This is a genomic window from Alteromonas sp. a30 (assembly GCF_026788005.1).
Lineage (GTDB): Bacteria > Pseudomonadota > Gammaproteobacteria > Enterobacterales > Alteromonadaceae > Paraneptunicella.
In genome coordinates, this window is the sequence record NZ_JABEPE010000002.1 from 58,537 (window position 1) to 78,821 (window position 20,285).

A 20,285-nucleotide genomic window follows, 5' to 3' on the forward strand; every position below is an offset into this window, starting at 1 on the left:
TCATTCCACCACGCTAACCAGTCTTTCTAAAATGTTCTCCATTGACGTATCAGGGAACAACAGCATCAAATCAAAACTCACATCCGAGTTTTCTATCGCGTAGGCAATCTCAATCGCCGTTATTTTATTCCAACGACTGACATTGTTACTCAATAGTTGTTTTAAATCGGTATGACGCCCCAACACGATGGGATGATTAATATTTAATTTAACGTGAATTTGCTCAGATAGAGCTGTTAAACACGCACCAACCAGAATGTTGGCAATATCCATTAAAACCTCTAGTTCGAGTTCCGCATTTAAATTCACTTCGCTGTATTTCAATAAGCGCGCCATGCTCTTGACATTAGCATCATCGAAAATCAGCAAAGCTTCTCCATTAATGCCCGGACTCACAAACCCCTGAGAAATTGCAGAAATAGATTCTTTTTCCTGAACCTCGGCAATAGCCATATGCAATTCTGTTGAGGCAATTTCATTTACATTTGGAATAGGTAAATTAACAAAGACACCAAGCAGTTTGGCAAGCTTTTCACCTGCTCGACCCATGGCAACATTGGCCATTTCACGATAAGCATCAAGACGTTCACTCAGGTCGGCGGGCTTTTTTAGGGCGGGTAAGTCATCGCCAATATCACCAGAATACAAACCGTACTGCTTCAAAATAACAAACAGTTTATCTTTGTCGATGGGCTTTTGAATGAAATCAAGCGCGCCCATCTTCATCATCCTAGTACGAGCTTCTTCTTGCACATCCCCAGAAACCACGATCACCATAGAGGGCAACTCATCTTGCTGAATACGTAACATGGTCTCGTAGCCATCCAGTACAGGCATATTGAGATCGAGAAAAAGCACTTCACCTTTTCCCTTAGCAATAAGATCAAGTGCCTCTTGCCCATTTTCCGCATAGCTCAGTTCAACGTCCCAGCCTCTAGGAATAGAACGTGCCATTTGGCTTCTGGCAAACTTAGAATCGTCGCAAATCAGTACCGAGATTGTCATTGTTTACTGTTTACTACCCATTTTTCACCTACGGCTTCACACCTCAACATGTTATATCGCTACAGGTGCTTTGATGTGTGGATGACATTGATAATTCGTTAGTTCAAAGTCATCAAATTTGAAACTAAAAATATCCTTGATGTCTGGATTAATATGCATTTTGGGTTTTGTATAAGGCTCACGAGTTAATTGTAAATCAACTTGTTCTAAATGATTTACATACAAATGAGCATCACCAAGTGTATGAATAAAATCGCCTACCTCCAGTTCACAAACCTGCGCAATCATCATGGTTAACAAGGCGTAACTGGCAATATTAAATGGCACACCTAAAAACACATCACCACTTCGCTGATACAACTGACAGGACAATTTACCATCTATTACGTAAAACTGAAACATCGTATGACAAGGAGGGAGTGCTTGACGATTTTGGGCTGCATTTTCTTTTGGGCTTAATTTAGCATCTGGGAGCACAGCAGGATTCCAAGCACTGACCAATAACCGACGCGAATCTGGGTTAGATTTTATCTCCGCAATCACTTGTGCTATCTGGTCAATAGATTCACCATCGGGTGATTCCCAGCTACGCCATTGTTTACCATAAACCGGCCCTAACTCGCCCCCATCAGTCGCCCATTCATCCCAAATACTGACACCATTTTCGTTTAAGTATGCGACATTTGTTTCTCCCTTCAAAAACCACAAAAGCTCGTGAATAATTGACCGAAGGTGACATTTCTTTGTCGTTACTAAAGGAAACCCTTCTTGTAAGTCAAAGCGCATTTGATACCCAAAAATACTCAGGGTACCGGTACCTGTTCTATCGTCCTTCCTTGTGCCGTTTTCCTTAATGTGACGCATTAATTCGAGATACTGTTTCATGAATGTATTCTATCTTTATTCAAATATTATCGATTAAGCTTTAGCACTTTTTGATGCATTTTTAAAAGCATAAGCAATGATAAACAACCCAACTAATATCATAGGTAATGACAGTAATTGCCCTTGAGACAAATAATTACCATAGAGACCAATATGTTCATCTGGCTCGCGGAAAAATTCAACAATAAAACGGAATGCACCATATCCTGTTAAAAATAATCCCGACACCACACCTGTTGGTTTTGGCTTAATCGAAACCAGCCATAAAATTGCAAATAGCACAACACCTTCGAGGAAGAACTCATAAAGTTGTGAAGGGTGTCTTGGCAAAGGTCCTGCGTTTGGAAAGACAAAAGCCCAAGGAACATCGGTTGTTCGTCCCCAAAGCTCTGCATTGATGAAGTTGCCTAATCGACCAAAGCCTAAACCAATTGGCACCAGTGGTGCAACGAAATCGCCGACTTTTAACAAGGTTGCTTGCCGTTTTTTGGCAAAATAAATCAGTGCCGCGATAACCCCAAGCAGGCCACCGTGGAACGACATGCCGCCTGTCCAAATTTTAAACAAGTAGAGTGGATCATCGAGAAATGCCTCAAACTGATAAAAAAACACGTAGCCAATCCGACCACCTAGAATGACCCCCATAAATGCCATAAACAGGAGATCGCTCAAATGCTCTTCGGTCCACCCTGTGCGATATAAACGCCGTTTAGCTAACCACCAAGCAGCAAGAAAGCCGAGAAGATACATCAAGCCGTACCAGCGTAAAGCGAGCGGCCCTACCTCAAAAATAATGGGGTCAATGCTCGGAAAAGTTAAATAGTTATTTGCCATATTATGTTGTCTCAATCACCACTTTTGTTTAAACCGCACTCTACCGAGTACGCTTTCACATACTATTTTAAAATTGTCGAAAAATGAGTTTTGAAGGCTATACCCCAATTGACCTTCTTTTAGAATGCGCTGAATTTGATTATTTACCTGCGCGAACGAGGCCCCCTAGCCCCATATTTTCCAGTTCAAGATTCAGAATCTCCCCAATTTCCAATGAATCGGGTTGTTTTAGCACGTCATCCAAAATGCGTTGTGCTTCCACAATGTCAATTTGACTGACGACCCATTTTACTTTCGCCAGATTATGACCGTTAACGCTGAGTTTTCGGTATCCCATCGCCAACAAAAGAATAATTGCGGCAGGATCTGCACCTAATTCACCACACAACGTCACTGGTGTATCGACAGCATTCGCCTGATCAATAATTTGTTTCAACACCGCCAAAACTGCGGGGTGCAAATTATTGTATATGGACGAAACCCGAGGATTATTCCTATCAACCGCTAGCAAATATTGAATAAGATCGTTTGTACCTACAGAAAAAAAGTCAACTTGTTCAGCTAGCGCTGGAATTTGATAAACAGTTGCAGGCACCTCAATCATCACACCGATTTCAGGTCGCTTAAGCACTTCTCCTTCAGCCAGCCATTCATCTTGTACCTCCGAAAATGCTTGGTTTATCAAACGTTTTGATTCTTTCACTTCCGAAACAGAAGTAATCATTGGCAACATAATCCGCAAATTGGAGAAACCAATACTGGCCCGAAGCATCGCTCTTACTTGAACAATAAATATCTCTGGATGATCTAATGTTAAGCGAATACCACGCCAACCAAGAAAAGGGTTATCTTCCTCGTAGCTTAAATAGGGTAACGGCTTGTCTCCTCCCACATCCAACGTTCGCATAGTCACACTTTTGTTGGGGTAAGCTTTGAGCATCGTCCGATACAAATTGACTTGCTCCTGCTCAGAGGGAAAGCGCTCTTTTTGCATAAAAGGAATTTCTGTTCGGTACAAGCCAATACCATCGCCCAGAGCAAGATAAGAAGCATCCAAGTCGGCTGACAACCCTGCGTTAATGAGCAATTCTAACGGCTCTCCATCTCGGGTGATGGCACAAAGGTCGGCATATTGCGCGATGATCCGCTCTAGTTCTTGTTCTTCAACTATGAGCCGTTTAAAGCGTTTTAGCTCAGCTTCTTCAGGATTAACCCGAATCGTCCCAGAATACCCATCAATTAGTATTGGATAACGATTAAAAACCGCAAGAGGAACATCGGAAAGTCCCATCACCGCCGGGATCCCCATTGCTCTTGCCATAATCGCAGTGTGGGAATTTCCTGAGCCTCTTAGTGAAATAATCCCCTTGAGTTTTTCCATCGGGTATTCGGCAAGCATGGCTGCTGTTACCGTTTCAGCCACAAGAATAATGGAGTCTACGTCAACCTCAGGAACAACCTTATCATTCACTAAATAAGCAAAAACCCGCCCACCAAGATCTTCAACGTCGATTGCCCGTTCTTTCATGTAAGGATCGGACATCATTGCAAACTGATTGCGATAGCCTTCCACTACAAGCTTTAGCGCTGAAGGTGCATTCCAACCTTCTAAAATCTTACTTTCAACTTCATTGCCTAAACTATTGGCATCAAGCAACTGTTCGTATAATTGGAAAATGGACGCAACATCTTGAGGCACAGTTCCGGCAATGCGTTCTGTTAGCTCTTGGATGTCGTCTTTGGTTGCAAGCACAGCCTCCCGGTACACGGCAATGTCTTCGGAAATATCATCGCTACGCTGCAATACATAATCTTTTAATTGAATTCTATCTTCTGGAACTAACCCCAAGCCTATATTTAGCCCAGGAGAACCCGGTACACCGAAGATGACACTTTGGCGCTTTTTACCCAAATGCCTAGGCTCGTTTACCCGTATGACACCGCGCACCTCGGCATTCGCAATCTCCAATGCCATTTGGGCAGCAAGCGTCACTAAAAAAGCTTCTTCTTCCTCACCAAACTTTCGAGTTTGTTTATCTTGAATGGTAATCACGCCCAAAACTTGGCGTTGATGGATGATAGGGGTGCCAAGAAAGCCGTGATAAGCTTCCTCTTCAACCTCTGGAATGTGTTTATAGCGCCAATGCGTTTGCGCATCTGGCACATTAATAGGTTCGCCTTTTTGCCCAACGAACCCAATTAACCCTTCTGAAAAGCCAATTGATACCTTACCAACGGAATCAGCGGACAACCCATCAGTTGCCACTAATTCAAATACCTTATTTTGGTAGTCGGCAAGGTAAATACTGCAACAAGAGATATTCATCACCTCAACTAGGCGATGGGCAACACAGGCTAATGCTTCATCCAAAACCGGAATCTGGCCAATCTCCTGCACAATTTCCTTAAGTTTGGTAAGCATTACTTAGCTAAATCTCCTACGGAAAACCGCTCCGTCAACTATCTCCTACGTCGTCTTTTTTGGGGTCGCTCAGAAGTAGAATGGCGATTTGAAAACGGCTGACTAGGCATAGCAACCGTTACAAATTCCTTCATTACTTTGCGATAAACCTCTCGTTTGAAAGAGACAACATTTCTGATTGGATACCAATAACTTACCCAACGCCACTCATCAAATTCAGGATGCCCTGAATGGGTTAAGTTCACTTCTTGCTCTGGACAGGTTAACTGAAGCAAAAACCACTTCTGTTTTTGTCCGATGCAAATAGGCGTTGATTCACGGCGAATAAGCCGTTTCGGTAAACGATATCGTACCCAGTTTTTCGTCGCTTTAAGTATTTTAACTTGATTGGCTCTTAACCCCACTTCCTCATGCAATTCACGAAACATTGCTTGTTCTGGAGTTTCACCATCGTCTATTCCGCCTTGCGGAAACTGCCATGAATGTTGCCCGTAACGCCGAGCCCAAAACAATTGGCCCTGCTGGTTACAAATAATAATGCCAACATTCGCGCGGAACCCCTCTGTATCTATCACTTAGACTCCGGGCGCATAACCTTATAGATGTTTTCCATTCTTCCACAAACTGATACGCTTTCAAAGCTTTAAGAAAACAAATCCAACGATTACATCAGTAAGAGAGTTTTTGCATGCCTGTATCTGTGCCTTCGAACCCGCCACAAAGTCCAGAAGAGCTAATGCAACGAGCATTATCCCTGTCCGGTTTGAGTTTAGGAGAACTGGCAAAAATCGCCAACGTGAAAGTCCCTGATAATTTTAAAACCGAGAAAGGTTGGAGCGGGCAACTCATAGAACTCATGCTAGGTGCAACCGCAGGTTCAAAGCCGCAGCAAGACTTCCCAGAACTCGGTATTGAATTAAAAACTATTCCAATTGGTAGCAAAGGCGAACCGCTGGAAACCACTTACGTTTGCTTTGCCCCTTTGCTTGGTTTGACAGGTATTCAATGGCAGCACTCAAATGTGTATAACAAGTTGCGCCAGGTGTTGTGGTTGCCCATTCAAGGTAGCCGAGACATCCCCCCAGCCGAGCGAATGATAGGGACGGCTTTTTTATGGCAGCCATCTCAGGAGCAACAACAGCAATTACAAGCGGATTGGGAGGAACTCATGGATTTTATTGTACTGGGACGCATAGAAGACATTACGGCTCGTCACGGCGAGTTTTTACAACTTCGCCCTAAGGCAGCAAATGGAGATGTGTTAACTGATGCTATTGGTAACAAGGGGCAAATAATCAAAACCCGCCCACGTGGTTTTTACTTACGAAAGCAGTTTACTCAGGCAATACTAGAGCAACATTTTGGAACCATGTAACCAAGGCGTATTCTCATCCTTCTTTCGAAGCATCATGTTCTTTCGTTAACTTTTCAACATATCGCTCAAACATTTCACTTAGCGATTTTTCGGAATCAAATCCGAGCTTGCGAGCTACGACGGAGACCTTGGTATCCGTTTGGCTAAGCAGTAACTTGGCGTACTCTAACCGATAGTGGAAAATGAAATCTCTAAACGTTTTACCTTGGATTTCTCGACAAGCAATAGCGAACTCAGTGGGCTCAATTCCACTTAAATCGCACAATTGCCGTAAACGAATGCCTTTTTTCCTATAGATTTTATTTTCAACAATTGCCGCATCCGCTTTATCCAAGATAAGTTGCATATCTTGCTCATTTAATTGTTTATGGTGCAGTGAAAAGTAATTTATTGGAGAAGGTGCATATAACCGCTTTTCCACCAGCACCATAGCGACCAACCACAAAGAGAATGAATACAACATCACAAGGCCAAATTGCCACACTGCTATGTAACTTAAATCCAACGCAACCAGCAACACCGTAACAATGGCTGTTGCAGAAACAGCTAACATCATAGCGTGCATGACTGTTAGTGATTTAACTTTATAAAATCCCGTGTCGGCCGTATGTTCAGGTAAGTGATTTTTATAGGCATTTAAGTCCAGCAGTATAAAAGCGGCATAAGCCAATACCACAATTGCCACCAGCAACTGATACAAATAAACAAACCAAAATATCTTAAACTCCCCTACAACTGGAGACACATTAATCAGCACTTTAGCTTCGGGATTCATCAACAAAAAAGGGAACTGGAGCAACGCAAAAAAAACCACTACCCACAAATGCCGCGAGGGCTTCTCGGGCCTTTCAAGCAACATTTTTTGCACGCTCAAAAAAGACAACACAATCAACAATACGGGGATAAAGTCAAAAAGACCAAGTAAATAGGAAAAGGGAACATGCCAATTAAATACCACCAGCACGTTATCTAGCAGCATCAATGGCGCAGATAAAATGAAGATAAACGCATAACGCGCATGAGGGAGGCGATCATATCTCACCCATGTTAAAACCAGAGGAAATATCCAAGCACACCCAATGGCAATAAGAAAAATTTGAAACGCTATTGTAACTTGATTCATTTACCTGACCATTGGATTCACGGTATTGGCACTTGGCCTAGCAAAATTGAAGCGCTCAAGTACAGTACAACACATTCATTTTAAAGAAGATGCTGAACTTCACCCATGAGTTCCAGCGTATCGCGCTGTTTCCTTGTACACCATTTTGTTAACGATGCTTTGTCTTCAAGATTCATCGTTGAAAGCGATTCCTCGAATACTTGCAAGGTAAGCAGATCCACAACGCCATCAAGCATATTTCGCCAATTAACGTCACAGGAATGCGTCCGCTGTAACAACGACTCATCAAGGAATAATGCCAAATAATCCATGTCCTTTAGTAAAGTATAGGATGTCATTGCTTGCTGAGCAGTTGCGTATTTCTGACTTCCAATCAAAGTTTGAATTTGTTTGACCGTGTTGACCACCCACTGCGAAGCGCAATCAGTAATATCATTCAAATACGCTTGTCCGTGTTTACGCCAAGGTTTTAGCAACAGCAATTCAAGCACATCTAACTGCAACGAAGTATATTCTTTATTAAAAAAACACTCCTCCGGTTTTTCCTGCTCAAGTAAATCGCGTAATTGCACACGCAACTGTTTTCTTAATCCGTCATTATTCGATAGCTTTTTACGGAAGGCGCCCTTTGAAGAATGCAACTCCCGAATAGCATCGACGCGTTCAGCCCACATCCAAGATTGACGGAGCGATTGTGCTTTTTGCGAGACCTTTTTCAATTCTGGGCAGCTCAGGTAATCACCAAACAGCGTCGTTACCTTGTGGATGAAGCCTTGAACATTGGCAATACTCTGTAATTCGCGAGGTTTAGCTTCTTCTAAATAGAATTGCTCACAATGCTGCCAGAAGGATAGTGCTTCTTGTAGTGCTGTCATCAGAACAGTTTCAACATTACCTTGAGTCTGAGGATGAATCGCTTCGGAAATACGTTTACGCTCCATCCTTACACCGTCAACTAGACGATAACCTCGTTGTGCTTTGCTTTGCGTACCCAAACGGAATGGCACAAACTGTAAAATAGCTTTCGCTGTTTTCAATAATGCTGAAGCCTGACCTTTTTTCAGTTCCAATTCAATTTCACAAATTGGGTCCTGATGTTTTGTTGTTTCAATCATGCCTGAATCAAAAACGCACTCTATTTCGGTATCGTCATCAATATTTAGTAAATACACATCACGCTCAAAATGCGTATCAAATAAACAGTGTAAGTCATCTTGAAGTGCCCTCACTGACACGTCTTCAGGCCATTGAATCGCTTCAAACAACATTAAATTTGGTTTGTTACCTTCTATCGCGACGTTATATTCTGGACGCTGCGCTAAACCACCTGTGGATTCACCACGCGTTTTGATGGTTTGTTCAAATTTGCCATCTTTGCCACGCACACGACAAGCCATACCAAGGGATTGGAGGCGTTTATCAGGAGTGTCAAAGTAGCTATTGTATAACTGAGAAGAGTTGCGAGTGTAATCAGGCTGCTGATTCTTAATGAAGCTTTCATAGAGTTGGTCGCCGGCTTCGGGCTTAACTAACAGCTTCAGTTCAATTTCATCGTCCATTTTTTGGCGGGCGTTGTTATTTTAAATAAATGTTAACAGTAAACAGGAACCTTATCCCGAGAAATATTATTTGGCAATGAGTTTCTACTCTTCGTTAGTTGCCTTTCTTTTTGAATCCCCCTAACATCCTGTTTGTTATAAAAAGTTTCAACATGGAGCCTTACCTTGGTAGCACAAATTAATCGATTATTTCTTGTGTTTTTACTGATATTTTCCGCTCATGTCGTCGCTCAAAGCAATGATTCATCCGGCAATGAGTTAGTCGACGGAGAGCCCCGGTTTATCTCAGACGACCTGTATATTTATTTACATAGTGGGCCAGGTCGTAACTATCGCATTCTAGGCTCTGTCTCTGCGGGAACACCGATCACTCAATTACAAACCGACGCCGAAACCCAGTATGTCGAAATTATTGATGATAAGGATAGACGAGGTTGGGTAGAGGGTCGTCACGTTTCCGAAACGCCGAGTCTTCGAGACCAAATTCCACAGTTAAAGGAAGAAATGGCGGGATTCAGGGAAACGTTAATGAATAAGGAAACACGCATCACCCAGCTGAGTAAATATATCGAAAAGCTAGAGTCAGAAAAGGTGAGTCTACAAACTCAATATGATCAGTTATTGAAAGAACACGAGCAATCTCAGCAACGTATATCACAGGAAAGTTATGCCTCACAAAAGGAATGGTTTGTCCGTGGTGGCTTACTTGCACTCGGCGGCGTCATTATTGGTATCGTGATTACTTATCTTCCTAAAAAACGTCAGCGCCGTGACACTTGGATGTAAAGCGCCCAGACCCGGCGCGCTTGCTGTCTCGTTTTATTTACAAAAAACCCATGTTTTCACTGGTCTGACCATAAAGAAGGCATTGGTTTTGTCAGCATTTTGAAAATAATGGCGCAAACCTATTAAGGTTCCTAAATGCCCCCATGATACTGTTGTTTTTGGGGGGCGATTTTTTGAATTTGCAGTAGTTATTTGTCCCTTTAATGGCCCATTTAACGCCTTTGAATCCCTATGATTAAAATAATGATTCAATTGAAAAACTGATGTTTTAATTCCAATGTCAGGAGACGCAAACTATGTTTCGTGCAAGTGAACTCAAAAGCAATGCTTACACCCTACCCTCACTGAGTGAGCTGAGACAAATCATCACCAACAACTACATTGTTGATGAAAACGAGTATTTAAATGAATTACTTACTCTTGTAGATGAAGACGAAACTGAGCTTTTAAAGCTGCGTCAGGATGCCATTAATTTAATTAACCGCGTGCGTGAAGAAACCAACGGCGGAGATAGCATCGACAAGTTTCTTCAAGAATACAGCCTCGACACCCAAGAAGGCATTGTATTGATGTGTTTAGCGGAAGCTTTGTTGCGCATTCCAGATGCCGCGACTGCTGACGCCTTAATTAAGGACAAATTGTCGAGCGCAAATTGGAAAGCGCACTTAAAAAGAAGTGGTTCGATGCTAGTTAACGCATCAACTTGGGGATTATTGTTAACAGGAAAAATCCTACAAACCAACACTCCCAAAGACCAACTCAACGCCTTAGATAAACTGGTAAATCGACTTGGTGAGCCCGTTGTGCGCAAAGCGATGTATGCGGCAATGCAGATCATGGGGAAACAATTCGTCTTAGGGCGCAGTATTGAAGAAGCCTTAAAGCATAGTCGTAGCCAGCGTACCAAGGGTTATACACACTCTTACGATATGTTAGGTGAAGCCGCACTTACGAACCACGATGCCCAACGTTATTTTGATGCATACGCCAGTGCGATTAAATCCATCGGCGCAGAAAGCATCGCGGAAACTCACCCGGCATTACCCACTATTTCCATTAAATTGTCGGCCCTTCACCCTCGTTACGAGGTGGCAAATGAAGATCGCGTTTTAACTGAATTATATCAGCGCGTTGTTGCCTTAGTGGAATTAGCACGCGATCTCAACGTCGCTATCAGCGTAGACGCCGAGGAAATGAATCGCTTAGAGCTGTCACTTAGCTTATTCGAAAAAGTGTATCAGTCTCCCCAATCAAAAGGCTGGGGTGGTTTAGGTTTGGTTGTTCAAGCCTATTCAAAACGCGCATTACCGGTATTAATGTGGATTAACCAGCTCGCAAATGCGCAAGGCGACGCGATTCCCGTGCGCTTAGTAAAAGGTGCCTATTGGGATTCCGAGATCAAGTGGAGCCAAGAAATGGGCATTGCTTCGTATCCGGTTTATACCCGCAAAGCCAGCACAGATGTCAGCTACCTTGCTTGTGCACATTTCTTGTTGAGCGATCACACCAAAGGCAACATTTTCCCACAATTTGCTACCCACAATGCCCATACTCTGCTTTGTATTAAACGGATTGCTGGCGACCGTGAAATGGAATTCCAGCGCTTACACGGCATGGGAGAAGAGCTTTACGACACGGTGCTGAGTAACTCGCCCAATATGAATGTGCGGATTTACGCCCCTGTTGGAGCGCATAAAGACTTGCTGCCATACCTTGTTCGACGCTTGTTGGAAAACGGCGCCAATAGCTCATTTGTCCACAAACTTGTTGATCCAAACACGCCTGTGGAGTCGCTTGTTGAGCATCCACTTGAGTCTTTAAAAGGTAATGCCAGTTTGGCAAACGATAAAATCCCACTGCCACCACAAATTTTCGGTTCAAGAAAAAACTCACAAGGCACAAACTTAGATATTGAGTCTTTACAGAAACCGTTTTTATCCAGCGTGGAAACCCATGCCAAAAAGCAATGGCATGGCGGCCCGATCGTTGATGGAGAAAAACGTTCAGGTGGCGAAAAAATTACCGTCACCAGCCCACAAAATCGCGAACATCAGGTGGGTGAAATCTACTGGGCAACACCGGAAGAAACCGAAAATGCGGTATTTAGCGCACACAGAGCATTTAGAAGCTGGAACCGCCGTCCTATTGAAGAGCGCGCCTCTTTACTGGAAAAACTGGCAGATGAATTGGAAGCCAACGAGCATGAGTTAATCGCACTTTGCACCATGGAAGCAGGTAAATCGCTGCAAGATGGCATTGATGAAGTACGCGAAGCGGTGGACTTTTGTCGTTTTTATGCCATCGAGGGCCGCAAGCTCTTTAATGCAGACCCATTACTGCCGGGGCCAACAGGAGAGCGCAATGAAATTTTCGTTTCCGGCAAAGGTGTGTTTGTTTGTATTAGCCCATGGAACTTCCCGCTGGCAATTTTCTTAGGACAAATTTCAGCAGCACTGGTGACTGGTAATACTGTCATAGCCAAGTCAGCAGAACAGACAGGGCTTGTCGCCCACCGCACTATAGAACTGATGTTAAAAGTTGGCTTCCCCAAAGAAGTCATCCAATTTTTGCCGGGTAAAGGCAGTGTAATTGGCCCCCAACTTACCGATGATACGCGCATTGCTGGCGTTTGCTTTACTGGTTCAACCGGCACCGCTAAACGAATCAATATTTCTTTGGCGCAACGTGATGGTGCTATCGCAACATTAATCGCTGAAACCGGCGGTCAAAATGCCATGATTGTTGACAGCACCTCATTACCCGAGCAAGTGGTAACTGATGCACTGGCCTCTGCTTTCAAGAGTGCTGGACAACGCTGTTCAGCACTGCGCGTTATGTATGTGCAAGATGACGTAGCAGACCGTGTATTAGAACTACTTGATGGAGCAATGCAGGAACTGAGTGTGGGTGATCCGCTTTCTTACAAAACAGATGTCGGACCGGTAATCGACCACACTGCACAAGCAAGCTTAACTGCGCATATCGAAGCCATCAGTCGTGCCGGCAAGCTTATATCGACAGTACCGATGCCAGAAATGAGCAAAAAAGGCAGCTATGTGCAACCAAGCGCCATTGAGATCGATAGTATTAAGCAACTGGATAAGGAGCACTTTGGTCCAATCCTTCACATCATCCGCTTCAAAGCAAAAGAATTGGATGTGGTGATTGATGAAATCAACGGCACGGGCTTTGGCCTTACATTGGGGATTCACAGTCGAAACGAATCTTTCGCCTTCGATGTGGCAGACCGTATTGATGTCGGTAATGTTTATATTAACCGTAACCAAGTTGGCGCTATTGTTGGAGTACAACCGTTTGGTGGTCAAGGCTTGTCAGGAACAGGTCCGAAAGCCGGTGGTCCTCATTATTTAACACGATTTGTGACGGAAAAAACCTATAGCAATAACGTTACGGCAATTGGTGGTAACACCACTTTGCTGAGCCTAGGTGATTAAGTAATACGGTAAGCTCACCCCCTTAAACAAGCCTTGTGGCGACAATTAGTCGCCACATTTTCTTCCATTGACAACTCGACTTGGACATCTCCCCCTCAGGCGCAGTCGATCACAACAAACCTTTTCGTCTTTCTCGCCAGTAGCTTAACGACAAATTTAACTAATTTTGTGTATCTTTTGTTGCGACTTATTATCAAATACGCATAATAACCTCACTACTAAAAATGAAGGCGTAGCATCTCATGGGCAAATGGGTCAGTATGATTCTGTTAGTTTGCTTATCCTTGTTGCAATATCGACTTTGGTTCGGCAAACACAGTATTCCGGACTACCTCCTGCAAGAAAAGGAAGTCGCTAAACAGGAATTGCAAAATGCAAAACTGAGACAAAGGAACAGCTTGTTACGCGCTGATATTCATGACTTAAAAATTGGCCTAGAAGCAATAGAAGAAAGAGCGCGCAACGAGCTTGGCCTGATAAAGCCTGGGGAAACGTTCTATCGCATCCTTCCCTCGGAACGTTAAAAGAAACGCATTAATCCCAGATATTCAACTCATTAAAGTATTTTCATGACAATGATACACAGCGCTGATCCACTCCCTCAGTTTTCTGCGATTGTTCCCGCCGCTGGCGTAGGAAAGCGCATGAAAACCAATATTCCAAAGCAATACCTAACGTTGCTAAACAAGAGCCTTTTAGAGTGGACACTAGCAACCCTTATCAGTCATCCACAAATCAAGCATATCCTTGTTGCTATTAACCCTAACGACGAATATTTTGGTTCACTCAAAATCGCTAAATCACCTTGGCTAACCCGTATTGATGGTGGTAAAGAACGATCTGACTCTGTGCTTGCTGGTCTGCAACATCTGCAACAAACCAGCGAAAATTTTGATAGCGAGTGGGCACTCGTTCACGATGCAGCTCGCCCCTGTGTTTCCCATCACGACATTAGTCAGCTACTCGCCTTACACGGCAGTGGCTGTGGTGGCATTTTAGCAACGCCTGTCCGCGACACCATGAAACGCAGTGAAGCCACTTCGTCATCAACACCACTGGTCAACCAAACCGTTGAACGAGACAACTTATGGCACGCTCTAACACCACAGTTTTTCCCTGCTCAGGAATTGCTCCAAGCACTGGAAATGGGATTGAATCAGGGGCGGAAAGTGACCGATGAGGCATCAGCCATTGAGTTCCAAAAAGGCAGTGTGAAGCTGGTTGAAGGCTGTTCGAGCAATATAAAAGTCACACACCCACAAGACCTAAAACTGGCTGAATTCTACATAAAAAATCGAGGTACTTATGAGTCATAACGCTCTCCCACTAGGCTTTTTACGGATAGGTCAGGGCTATGATGTTCATAAATTTGGCGGAGAAGGCCCGATTGTCATTGGCGGAGAAACCATTCAATACGATACTGGCTTACTTGCACATTCTGATGGTGATGTTTTATTACACGCCATTTGTGACGCCATTCTCGGCGCATTAGCTCTTCGGGATATTGGTTACCACTTTCCCGATACCGCAGAAGAATTTAAAAATATAGATAGCCGATTACTTTTACGTAAAGTGATTTTAGATATTCATGAGCGTGGATATGCTGTTAATAATATTGACAGCACTATCGTAGCTCAGGCCCCTAAAATGGCCCCTTATATCAACGCTATGCGACAAAATATCGCCGAAGATTGCCAATGCCAACTTGAGCAAATTAATGTGAAAGCCACCACCACAGAGAAATTGGGCTTTACAGGCAGAAAAGAAGGCATCGCAAGTTACGCAAATGTGTTGCTGGTTCAAAAGCCTCAACAACCTGAGTAATAGTTGGTTAATTAAAATAATAAAAAAGAGTTGTAACCATGACCACACCTATCATGCAAACGGATCACTGGCTCCATTATCATGGCACGCCGAATATTACCGCTGAGTTAAAATCTCGGCCAGAAGATTTTATTGTAAAAGAATTACTAACCTTTGAGCCGTTGGGAGAAGGTGAGCACTGCCTTATTTGGTTGAAGAAAACAGGTCTAAATACCGCGTTTGTAGCAGAACAATTAGCAAAGTTTGCACAGCTACCGCTTCGAAATGTGAGTTATGCGGGAAGAAAAGACAAATTTGCTGTCACCGAACAGTGGTTTAGCCTACATATGCCGGGAAAAGCGGAGCCTGACTGGTCCACTTTTAACTTACCTGGCGCCGAAATTCTTCGGAGAGAAAGACATCATAAGAAGCTACGTCCCGGAAATTTAGACAGCAACCAATTCCAAATCACATTGCGTAATCTTAGTCATACAGAAGGACTAGAAGCTCGGCTTGCACAAATTGAAAAACTCGGTGTACCTAATTATTACGGCTCTCAGCGATTCGGCGAAATTCGACTCCAACCGGAAACAGACGATAGCAGTCAAACAACCAAACGCCGCGGTGGTAACTTAGAATTAGCGCAAAAGATGTTAGAGGGCGAAAGCATACGAAACAGGAACAAACGCTCTATGGCCATATCAGCTTTACGCTCATGGCTATTTAACGAATTTGTTCATGGACGTATTCACTATGCTCGCCACAACAATCAATCTATTCATGAAGCGATTTCCGGCGATATTTTGATGCTGGCTGGCAGCAATAGTTTTTTTCATTGCGAGACACCTGATGCTATGATTCAGTCTCGCTTAAAAGAACAAGATATTCAGCTCTCAGCCCCACTTTGGGGTAAAGGTGAGCTAGGTTCTACAGGTGAAGCTCTGGCCTTTGAGTCGAGTATTGCAGAACAGCACCCAGAACAATGCGAAATGTTAGAGGCGCTAGGACTGAAACAAGAGCGTCGCCCCCTATGGCTTTATCCATTAAAATTGAATTGGGAGTTATCTGGCAATAACCTGACACTTCAGTTTTATCTACCGCCCGGCTGTTTCGCAACATCCATTTTAAGAGAGCTGGTGATAACAGATTAAAGGAATCAAGCAGATGAAAATTTTGCTCAGTAATGATGATGGTGTTCATGCCGAGGGGTTAGCAGCTTTGCATGAAGTGCTTGCAGAAGAGCACAATGTAACCGTGATTGCACCAGATCGAAATTGCAGTGGTGCTAGCAATGCTTTATCGCTTATGTACCCTTTGCGTATACAGAAAATGCAAAACGGTTTCCATTCAGTTAACGGAACCCCCTCTGATTGCGTGCATTTGGGCATTAACCAGTTTATGGATGATGACCCGGAACTAGTAGTATCGGGAATCAACCATGGTCCCAATTTAGGCGATGATGTTATTTATTCAGGTACCGTAGCCGCAGCCACCGAAGGGCGTTACATGGGATTGCCGGCCATAGCGGTATCATTAAATAGCCGCACTGGTGAACATTTTAAGACTGCAGCGCTAGTCGTCAGAAATATTATCCGTCACTTAAAAGCGCATCCATTAAAAGCAGACCAAATTTTAAATATTAATGTCCCAAACATTCCGATTGAAGAGCTAAAAGGCATCAAAGTCACTCGTCAAGGTCGTCGACACCGTGCTGAATCAATGGTCAAAGCAGAAGACGCCGCTGGCAGAGAAATTTTCTGGTATGGCAAGGTGGGACAGGAACAAGATGCCGGAGAGGGAACTGACTTCCATGCGGTCGCCAGTGGTTATTGCTCGGTGACACCCATTTCGGTTGATATGACAGCTTATAAAAGCTTAGAAGAAATACAAGAGTGGATTGAAAAGCTATAACAACAATGAGTGGATTTAAAATTCAACTGACACGGCGAGGAGAAACCCTTGCCGCTTTGCTGAAAAAGGAAGGCATTTCACACTCAGGCGTACTAAAAGCGATAGCCAGTACGCCAAGAGAAATGTTTATCCCCGAAACGCTACAGCATCAAGCATACTTAAATACTGCGCTACCAATTGGTCAAGGGCAGACGATTTCACAACCCTATATCGTTGCCAAGATGACAGAACTACTCTTAAATGGGGAGCACCCTCACCGAAAAGTGCTCGAAATAGGCACCGGTTCCGGTTATCAATCCGCAATTCTAGCGCAAATATTTGATCAGGTTTTTTCAGTAGAGCGCATCAAGTTATTACAATTTCAAGCCAAACGACGTTTGCAAAAGCTCGACTTATATAATGTTGGTATGAAGCATGGCGACGGCTGGGAAGGTTGGCCAAGTAAAGGAAAATACGATGCGATTATCGTGACTGCGGCAGCTAGCTCATTACCTCAAAAACTTCTCCCTCAATTAGAAGATGCGGGACAATTGGTGATCCCCGTTGGTACTGATGCCCAAACACTGCTGCTAATTACACGGCGGGGCAATCATTTCGAACAAAAATACATTGAGGATGTGCGCTTTGTTCCGCTTGTACCCGGTGATTTATCGTGAGAATCTTTGAAAAGCTTTACGACACAACACTACGTTGGGCTAGGCACAAACACGCACAGTATTACCTTTTCTTATTAGGATTAAGTGAATCCATCTTCTTCCCAATCCCGCCTGATGTCATGCTTGCACCGATGGCTTTAGCTAATCGTACAAAAGCCTGGTTTTATGCAACAATCACTACGGTTTCATCTGTTATTGGTGGAGCGTGCGGTTATCTGCTCGGCTGGCTAGCTTTTGATAATTATATTGAACCGCTCATCAACCAATGGGGCTACGCAGATCGCCTCGAAATGGCTATAGGTTGGTTTAAAGAATATGGCATTGGCATCGTTTTTTTAGCCGGTTTCTCACCTATCCCGTATAAAATTTTTACAATCAGCGCAGGCTTTTTAGGTATGGCTTTCATTCCCTTTATGTTAGTTTCGACAATCAGTAGAGGAATGCGTTTTTATCTTGTTGCCGGGTTGATGTATTGGGGCGGTGAGATCATGGAGCAAAAATTGAGAAAGTATATGGACTGGATTGGATGGACGACTATTTTCCTTGCGGTGTTGACTTACCTTCTAATATAGGTAAATATAATGACCGAGAATAGAGGTTACATTTTCCTACTTTTCGCCTTTATCGCCTTATTGGTCAGCGGCTGTAGTTCTCGTACAGGCCCTGCTCCCGTCGTTAGACTAGGAAAGCATTCAGGTCATAATGTTATAAAAAGACCGATTGTTAATTCAAAATATTATATTGTCAAAAAAGACGACACTCTCTACTCAATTGCTTTTTCTGCAGGTCGAGACTTCAGGGAAATTGCACAAATCAATGGCATCTCAAAGCCTTACTCTATATACCCTGGGCAGAAAATAACACTTATACCGTCAAATAACCGACAGCAAAAAAACACACCAAATTTCCGCACAAAAACCACGAAAAACAAACCTATTCAAACGGTTGATCGCAAAAAAAAGAAGGCGTATGGTAAGTACGTAAAACGCAATGCAGCACAAAAAAAGTCATCTTTTCCGTCTGAAATAAGCCAATGGACATGGCCAAGCAAGGGCAAAATTATTAACAAATTTTCACTTGCTGCTGAAGGTAATAAAGGGCTCGATATTGCAGGTAGCAAAGGCGACCCGGTAAAAGCAGCAGCAGATGGAAAGGTAGTTTATACAGGGAATGCATTGCGAGGATATGGCAATCTTGTGATCATTAAGCACTCTGAATCATATTTAAGCGCTTACGCTCATAACGACACCATAATTGTTAAGGAACAACAGTGGGTAAAAGCAGGACAGCGAGTTGCTCACATGGGAAATTCCGGTACGGACCAAACAATGCTTCACTTTGAAATACGTTACAAAGGGAAGTCGGTTGATCCACTCAGGTATTTACCAAAATAAAAAATAAAATAAGAAGAATAAGAAAAAATAATAAGAAGAAAGCAGTACAAAAGGGGGATAGGTATACATTGATTCCATGTTGGAGATATATCTCATGGCAAACGATACCTCAGTTAAAGAACTGGAAGCCCTGGATTCAGAAGCAAAAACGGGCTTAATCCAAGAAACATCACAAACCGAAGAGTTTGAGGAAGCATTATCGAATCAGGAAGGTTCACCTAAAAGCTTAGACGCCACTCAATTGTATTTGGGTGAGATTGGCTATGCTTCTTTACTTTCAGCTGAAGAAGAAGTTTACTTCGCTAGACGCGCCTTAAAAGGTGATGCTAGTGCAAGACAGCGCATGATTGTCAGTAATTTACGCTTAGTGGTTAAAATTGCCAGACGCTACAATAATCGAGGCCTTGCTTTACTTGATTTAGTAGAAGAAGGAAATTTAGGTTTAATCCGTGCCGTTGAAAAGTTTGACCCCGAACGAGGTTTTCGTTTTTCTACCTATGCAACTTGGTGGATTCGTCAAACTATTGAACGAGCGATAATGAACCAAACGCGTACAATTCGCCTCCCTATTCATATTGTCAAAGAGCTTAATGTTTATTTGCGTGCATCGAGAGAGTTAGCACAAAAGCTAGACCATGAGCCTACTGCCGAAGAAATCGCAGATGCATTAGATAAACCTGTTAAGGATGTCAGCAAAATGTTGCGCCTTAATGAGAAAATCACATCCGTTGATTCACCTTTTGGTCAAGACAATGAAAAAGCCTTATTGGATGTTATTCCTGACGAAAAGCATCATGGCCCCGAGGAGGAGTTACAAGACAAGGATGTTAAGACAAGCATTGTTGACTGGTTACAAGAACTGAATCCGAAACAAAGGGAAGTATTGGCTAGACGCTATGGTCTGCTCGGCTACGAACCTTCAACACTTGAAGATGTAGGAGCTGAGATTGGCCTTACAAGGGAACGCGTTCGCCAAATTCAGGTAGAAGCTTTACGTAAGATTCGCGAGCAACTGTCCGCACAAGGGCTAAGCAAAGACGCGTTGCTTTGTGAACTAGCTTAACGAAAAACACCATT

19 protein-coding genes are annotated in these 20,285 nt (G+C 43.3%); 12 read left to right on the forward strand and 7 right to left on the reverse strand.

All coding sequences use genetic code 11. From position 1 onward, the window contains the following. The 5 genes from HJG39_RS02390 to rppH all read right to left on the reverse strand — a co-directional run bounded on the left by HJG39_RS02390 (position 1) and on the right by rppH (position 5,721). Positions 1-1,005 carry a response regulator gene (locus tag HJG39_RS02390; RefSeq protein WP_268406382.1) on the reverse strand — a complete coding sequence of 335 codons (1,005 nt, stop codon included), beginning with the start codon at positions 1,003-1,005 and terminating at the stop codon, positions 1-3. Between the two features lie 51 nt (positions 1,006-1,056). Beyond that, the gene (locus HJG39_RS02395; protein ID WP_268406384.1) at positions 1,057-1,890 is read right to left on the reverse strand and encodes a thymidylate synthase; all 834 of its coding nucleotides are present in this window, start codon (positions 1,888-1,890) and stop codon (positions 1,057-1,059) included. A gap of 33 nt (positions 1,891-1,923) precedes the next feature. After that, a complete protein-coding gene (gene lgt / locus HJG39_RS02400; protein WP_268406386.1) occupies positions 1,924-2,724 on the reverse strand; it encodes a prolipoprotein diacylglyceryl transferase in 801 nt (266 codons plus the stop codon). A gap of 139 nt (positions 2,725-2,863) precedes the next feature. Then, entirely contained in the window at positions 2,864-5,146 is a 2,283-nt protein-coding gene (gene ptsP, locus HJG39_RS02405; protein WP_268406388.1) for a phosphoenolpyruvate--protein phosphotransferase, read from the reverse strand. Positions 5,147-5,184: 38 nt separating this feature from the next. Continuing rightward, positions 5,185-5,721: an RNA pyrophosphohydrolase gene (gene rppH, locus HJG39_RS02410; protein WP_268406390.1), complete on the reverse strand. Its 537-nt coding sequence runs from the start codon at positions 5,719-5,721 to the stop codon at positions 5,185-5,187. A gap of 113 nt (positions 5,722-5,834) precedes the next feature. Between rppH and mutH the strand changes: the two genes are divergently transcribed. Then, the gene (gene mutH, locus HJG39_RS02415; RefSeq protein WP_268406392.1) at positions 5,835-6,521 is read left to right on the forward strand and encodes a DNA mismatch repair endonuclease MutH; all 687 of its coding nucleotides are present in this window, start codon (positions 5,835-5,837) and stop codon (positions 6,519-6,521) included. Positions 6,522-6,534: 13 nt separating this feature from the next. On the opposite strand, the gene HJG39_RS02420 is transcribed toward mutH, so the two are convergent. Both HJG39_RS02420 and HJG39_RS02425 read right to left on the reverse strand, forming a co-directional pair. Further along, positions 6,535-7,644, reverse strand: coding sequence for a helix-turn-helix transcriptional regulator (locus HJG39_RS02420; RefSeq protein WP_268406395.1), 1,110 nt, complete (start codon positions 7,642-7,644; stop codon positions 6,535-6,537). A gap of 80 nt (positions 7,645-7,724) precedes the next feature. Then, positions 7,725-9,203, reverse strand: coding sequence for a CYTH domain-containing protein (locus HJG39_RS02425; protein WP_268406397.1), 1,479 nt, complete (start codon positions 9,201-9,203; stop codon positions 7,725-7,727). 165 nt (positions 9,204-9,368) lie between these two features. On the opposite strand from HJG39_RS02425, the gene HJG39_RS02430 reads away from it, so the two are divergent. The 11 genes from HJG39_RS02430 to rpoS all read left to right on the forward strand — a co-directional run bounded on the left by HJG39_RS02430 (position 9,369) and on the right by rpoS (position 20,271). After that, entirely contained in the window at positions 9,369-9,989 is a 621-nt protein-coding gene (locus tag HJG39_RS02430) for a TIGR04211 family SH3 domain-containing protein (RefSeq protein ID WP_268406399.1), read from the forward strand. Positions 9,990-10,285: 296 nt separating this feature from the next. Further along, on the forward strand, positions 10,286-13,444 hold the full coding sequence (putA, locus tag HJG39_RS02435) for a bifunctional proline dehydrogenase/L-glutamate gamma-semialdehyde dehydrogenase PutA (protein WP_268406402.1): 3,159 nt from the start codon (positions 10,286-10,288) through the stop codon (positions 13,442-13,444). Positions 13,445-13,686: 242 nt separating this feature from the next. Continuing rightward, the gene (gene ftsB / locus HJG39_RS02440; RefSeq protein ID WP_268406404.1) at positions 13,687-13,968 is read left to right on the forward strand and encodes a cell division protein FtsB; all 282 of its coding nucleotides are present in this window, start codon (positions 13,687-13,689) and stop codon (positions 13,966-13,968) included. A 45-nt stretch (positions 13,969-14,013) separates the two neighbouring features. Further along, positions 14,014-14,760: a 2-C-methyl-D-erythritol 4-phosphate cytidylyltransferase gene (gene ispD, locus HJG39_RS02445; RefSeq protein ID WP_268406407.1), complete on the forward strand. Its 747-nt coding sequence runs from the start codon at positions 14,014-14,016 to the stop codon at positions 14,758-14,760. Then, entirely contained in the window at positions 14,750-15,268 is a 519-nt protein-coding gene (gene ispF, locus HJG39_RS02450; RefSeq protein ID WP_268406409.1) for a 2-C-methyl-D-erythritol 2,4-cyclodiphosphate synthase, read from the forward strand. The genes ispD and ispF overlap by 11 nt, the downstream gene beginning before the upstream one ends. A 53-nt stretch (positions 15,269-15,321) precedes the next feature. Then, positions 15,322-16,398: a tRNA pseudouridine(13) synthase TruD gene (gene truD / locus HJG39_RS02455; RefSeq protein WP_442780993.1), complete on the forward strand. Its 1,077-nt coding sequence runs from the start codon at positions 15,322-15,324 to the stop codon at positions 16,396-16,398. Between the two features lie 13 nt (positions 16,399-16,411). After that, positions 16,412-17,158: a 5'/3'-nucleotidase SurE gene (gene surE, locus HJG39_RS02460; RefSeq protein WP_268406413.1), complete on the forward strand. Its 747-nt coding sequence runs from the start codon at positions 16,412-16,414 to the stop codon at positions 17,156-17,158. A gap of 5 nt (positions 17,159-17,163) precedes the next feature. After that, positions 17,164-17,814 carry a protein-L-isoaspartate(D-aspartate) O-methyltransferase gene (locus tag HJG39_RS02465; RefSeq protein ID WP_268406414.1) on the forward strand — a complete coding sequence of 217 codons (651 nt, stop codon included), beginning with the start codon at positions 17,164-17,166 and terminating at the stop codon, positions 17,812-17,814. Continuing rightward, positions 17,811-18,386 carry a YqaA family protein gene (locus HJG39_RS02470; protein WP_268406416.1) on the forward strand — a complete coding sequence of 192 codons (576 nt, stop codon included), beginning with the start codon at positions 17,811-17,813 and terminating at the stop codon, positions 18,384-18,386. The genes HJG39_RS02465 and HJG39_RS02470 overlap by 4 nt, the downstream gene beginning before the upstream one ends. A 9-nt stretch (positions 18,387-18,395) precedes the next feature. Beyond that, positions 18,396-19,208, forward strand: a complete 813-nt coding sequence (locus HJG39_RS02475) for a peptidoglycan DD-metalloendopeptidase family protein (RefSeq protein ID WP_268406419.1) — start codon at positions 18,396-18,398, stop codon at positions 19,206-19,208. Positions 19,209-19,302: 94 nt separating this feature from the next. Continuing rightward, positions 19,303-20,271: an RNA polymerase sigma factor RpoS gene (rpoS, locus tag HJG39_RS02480; RefSeq protein ID WP_268406422.1), complete on the forward strand. Its 969-nt coding sequence runs from the start codon at positions 19,303-19,305 to the stop codon at positions 20,269-20,271. Positions 20,272-20,285: the final 14 nt, after the last annotated feature.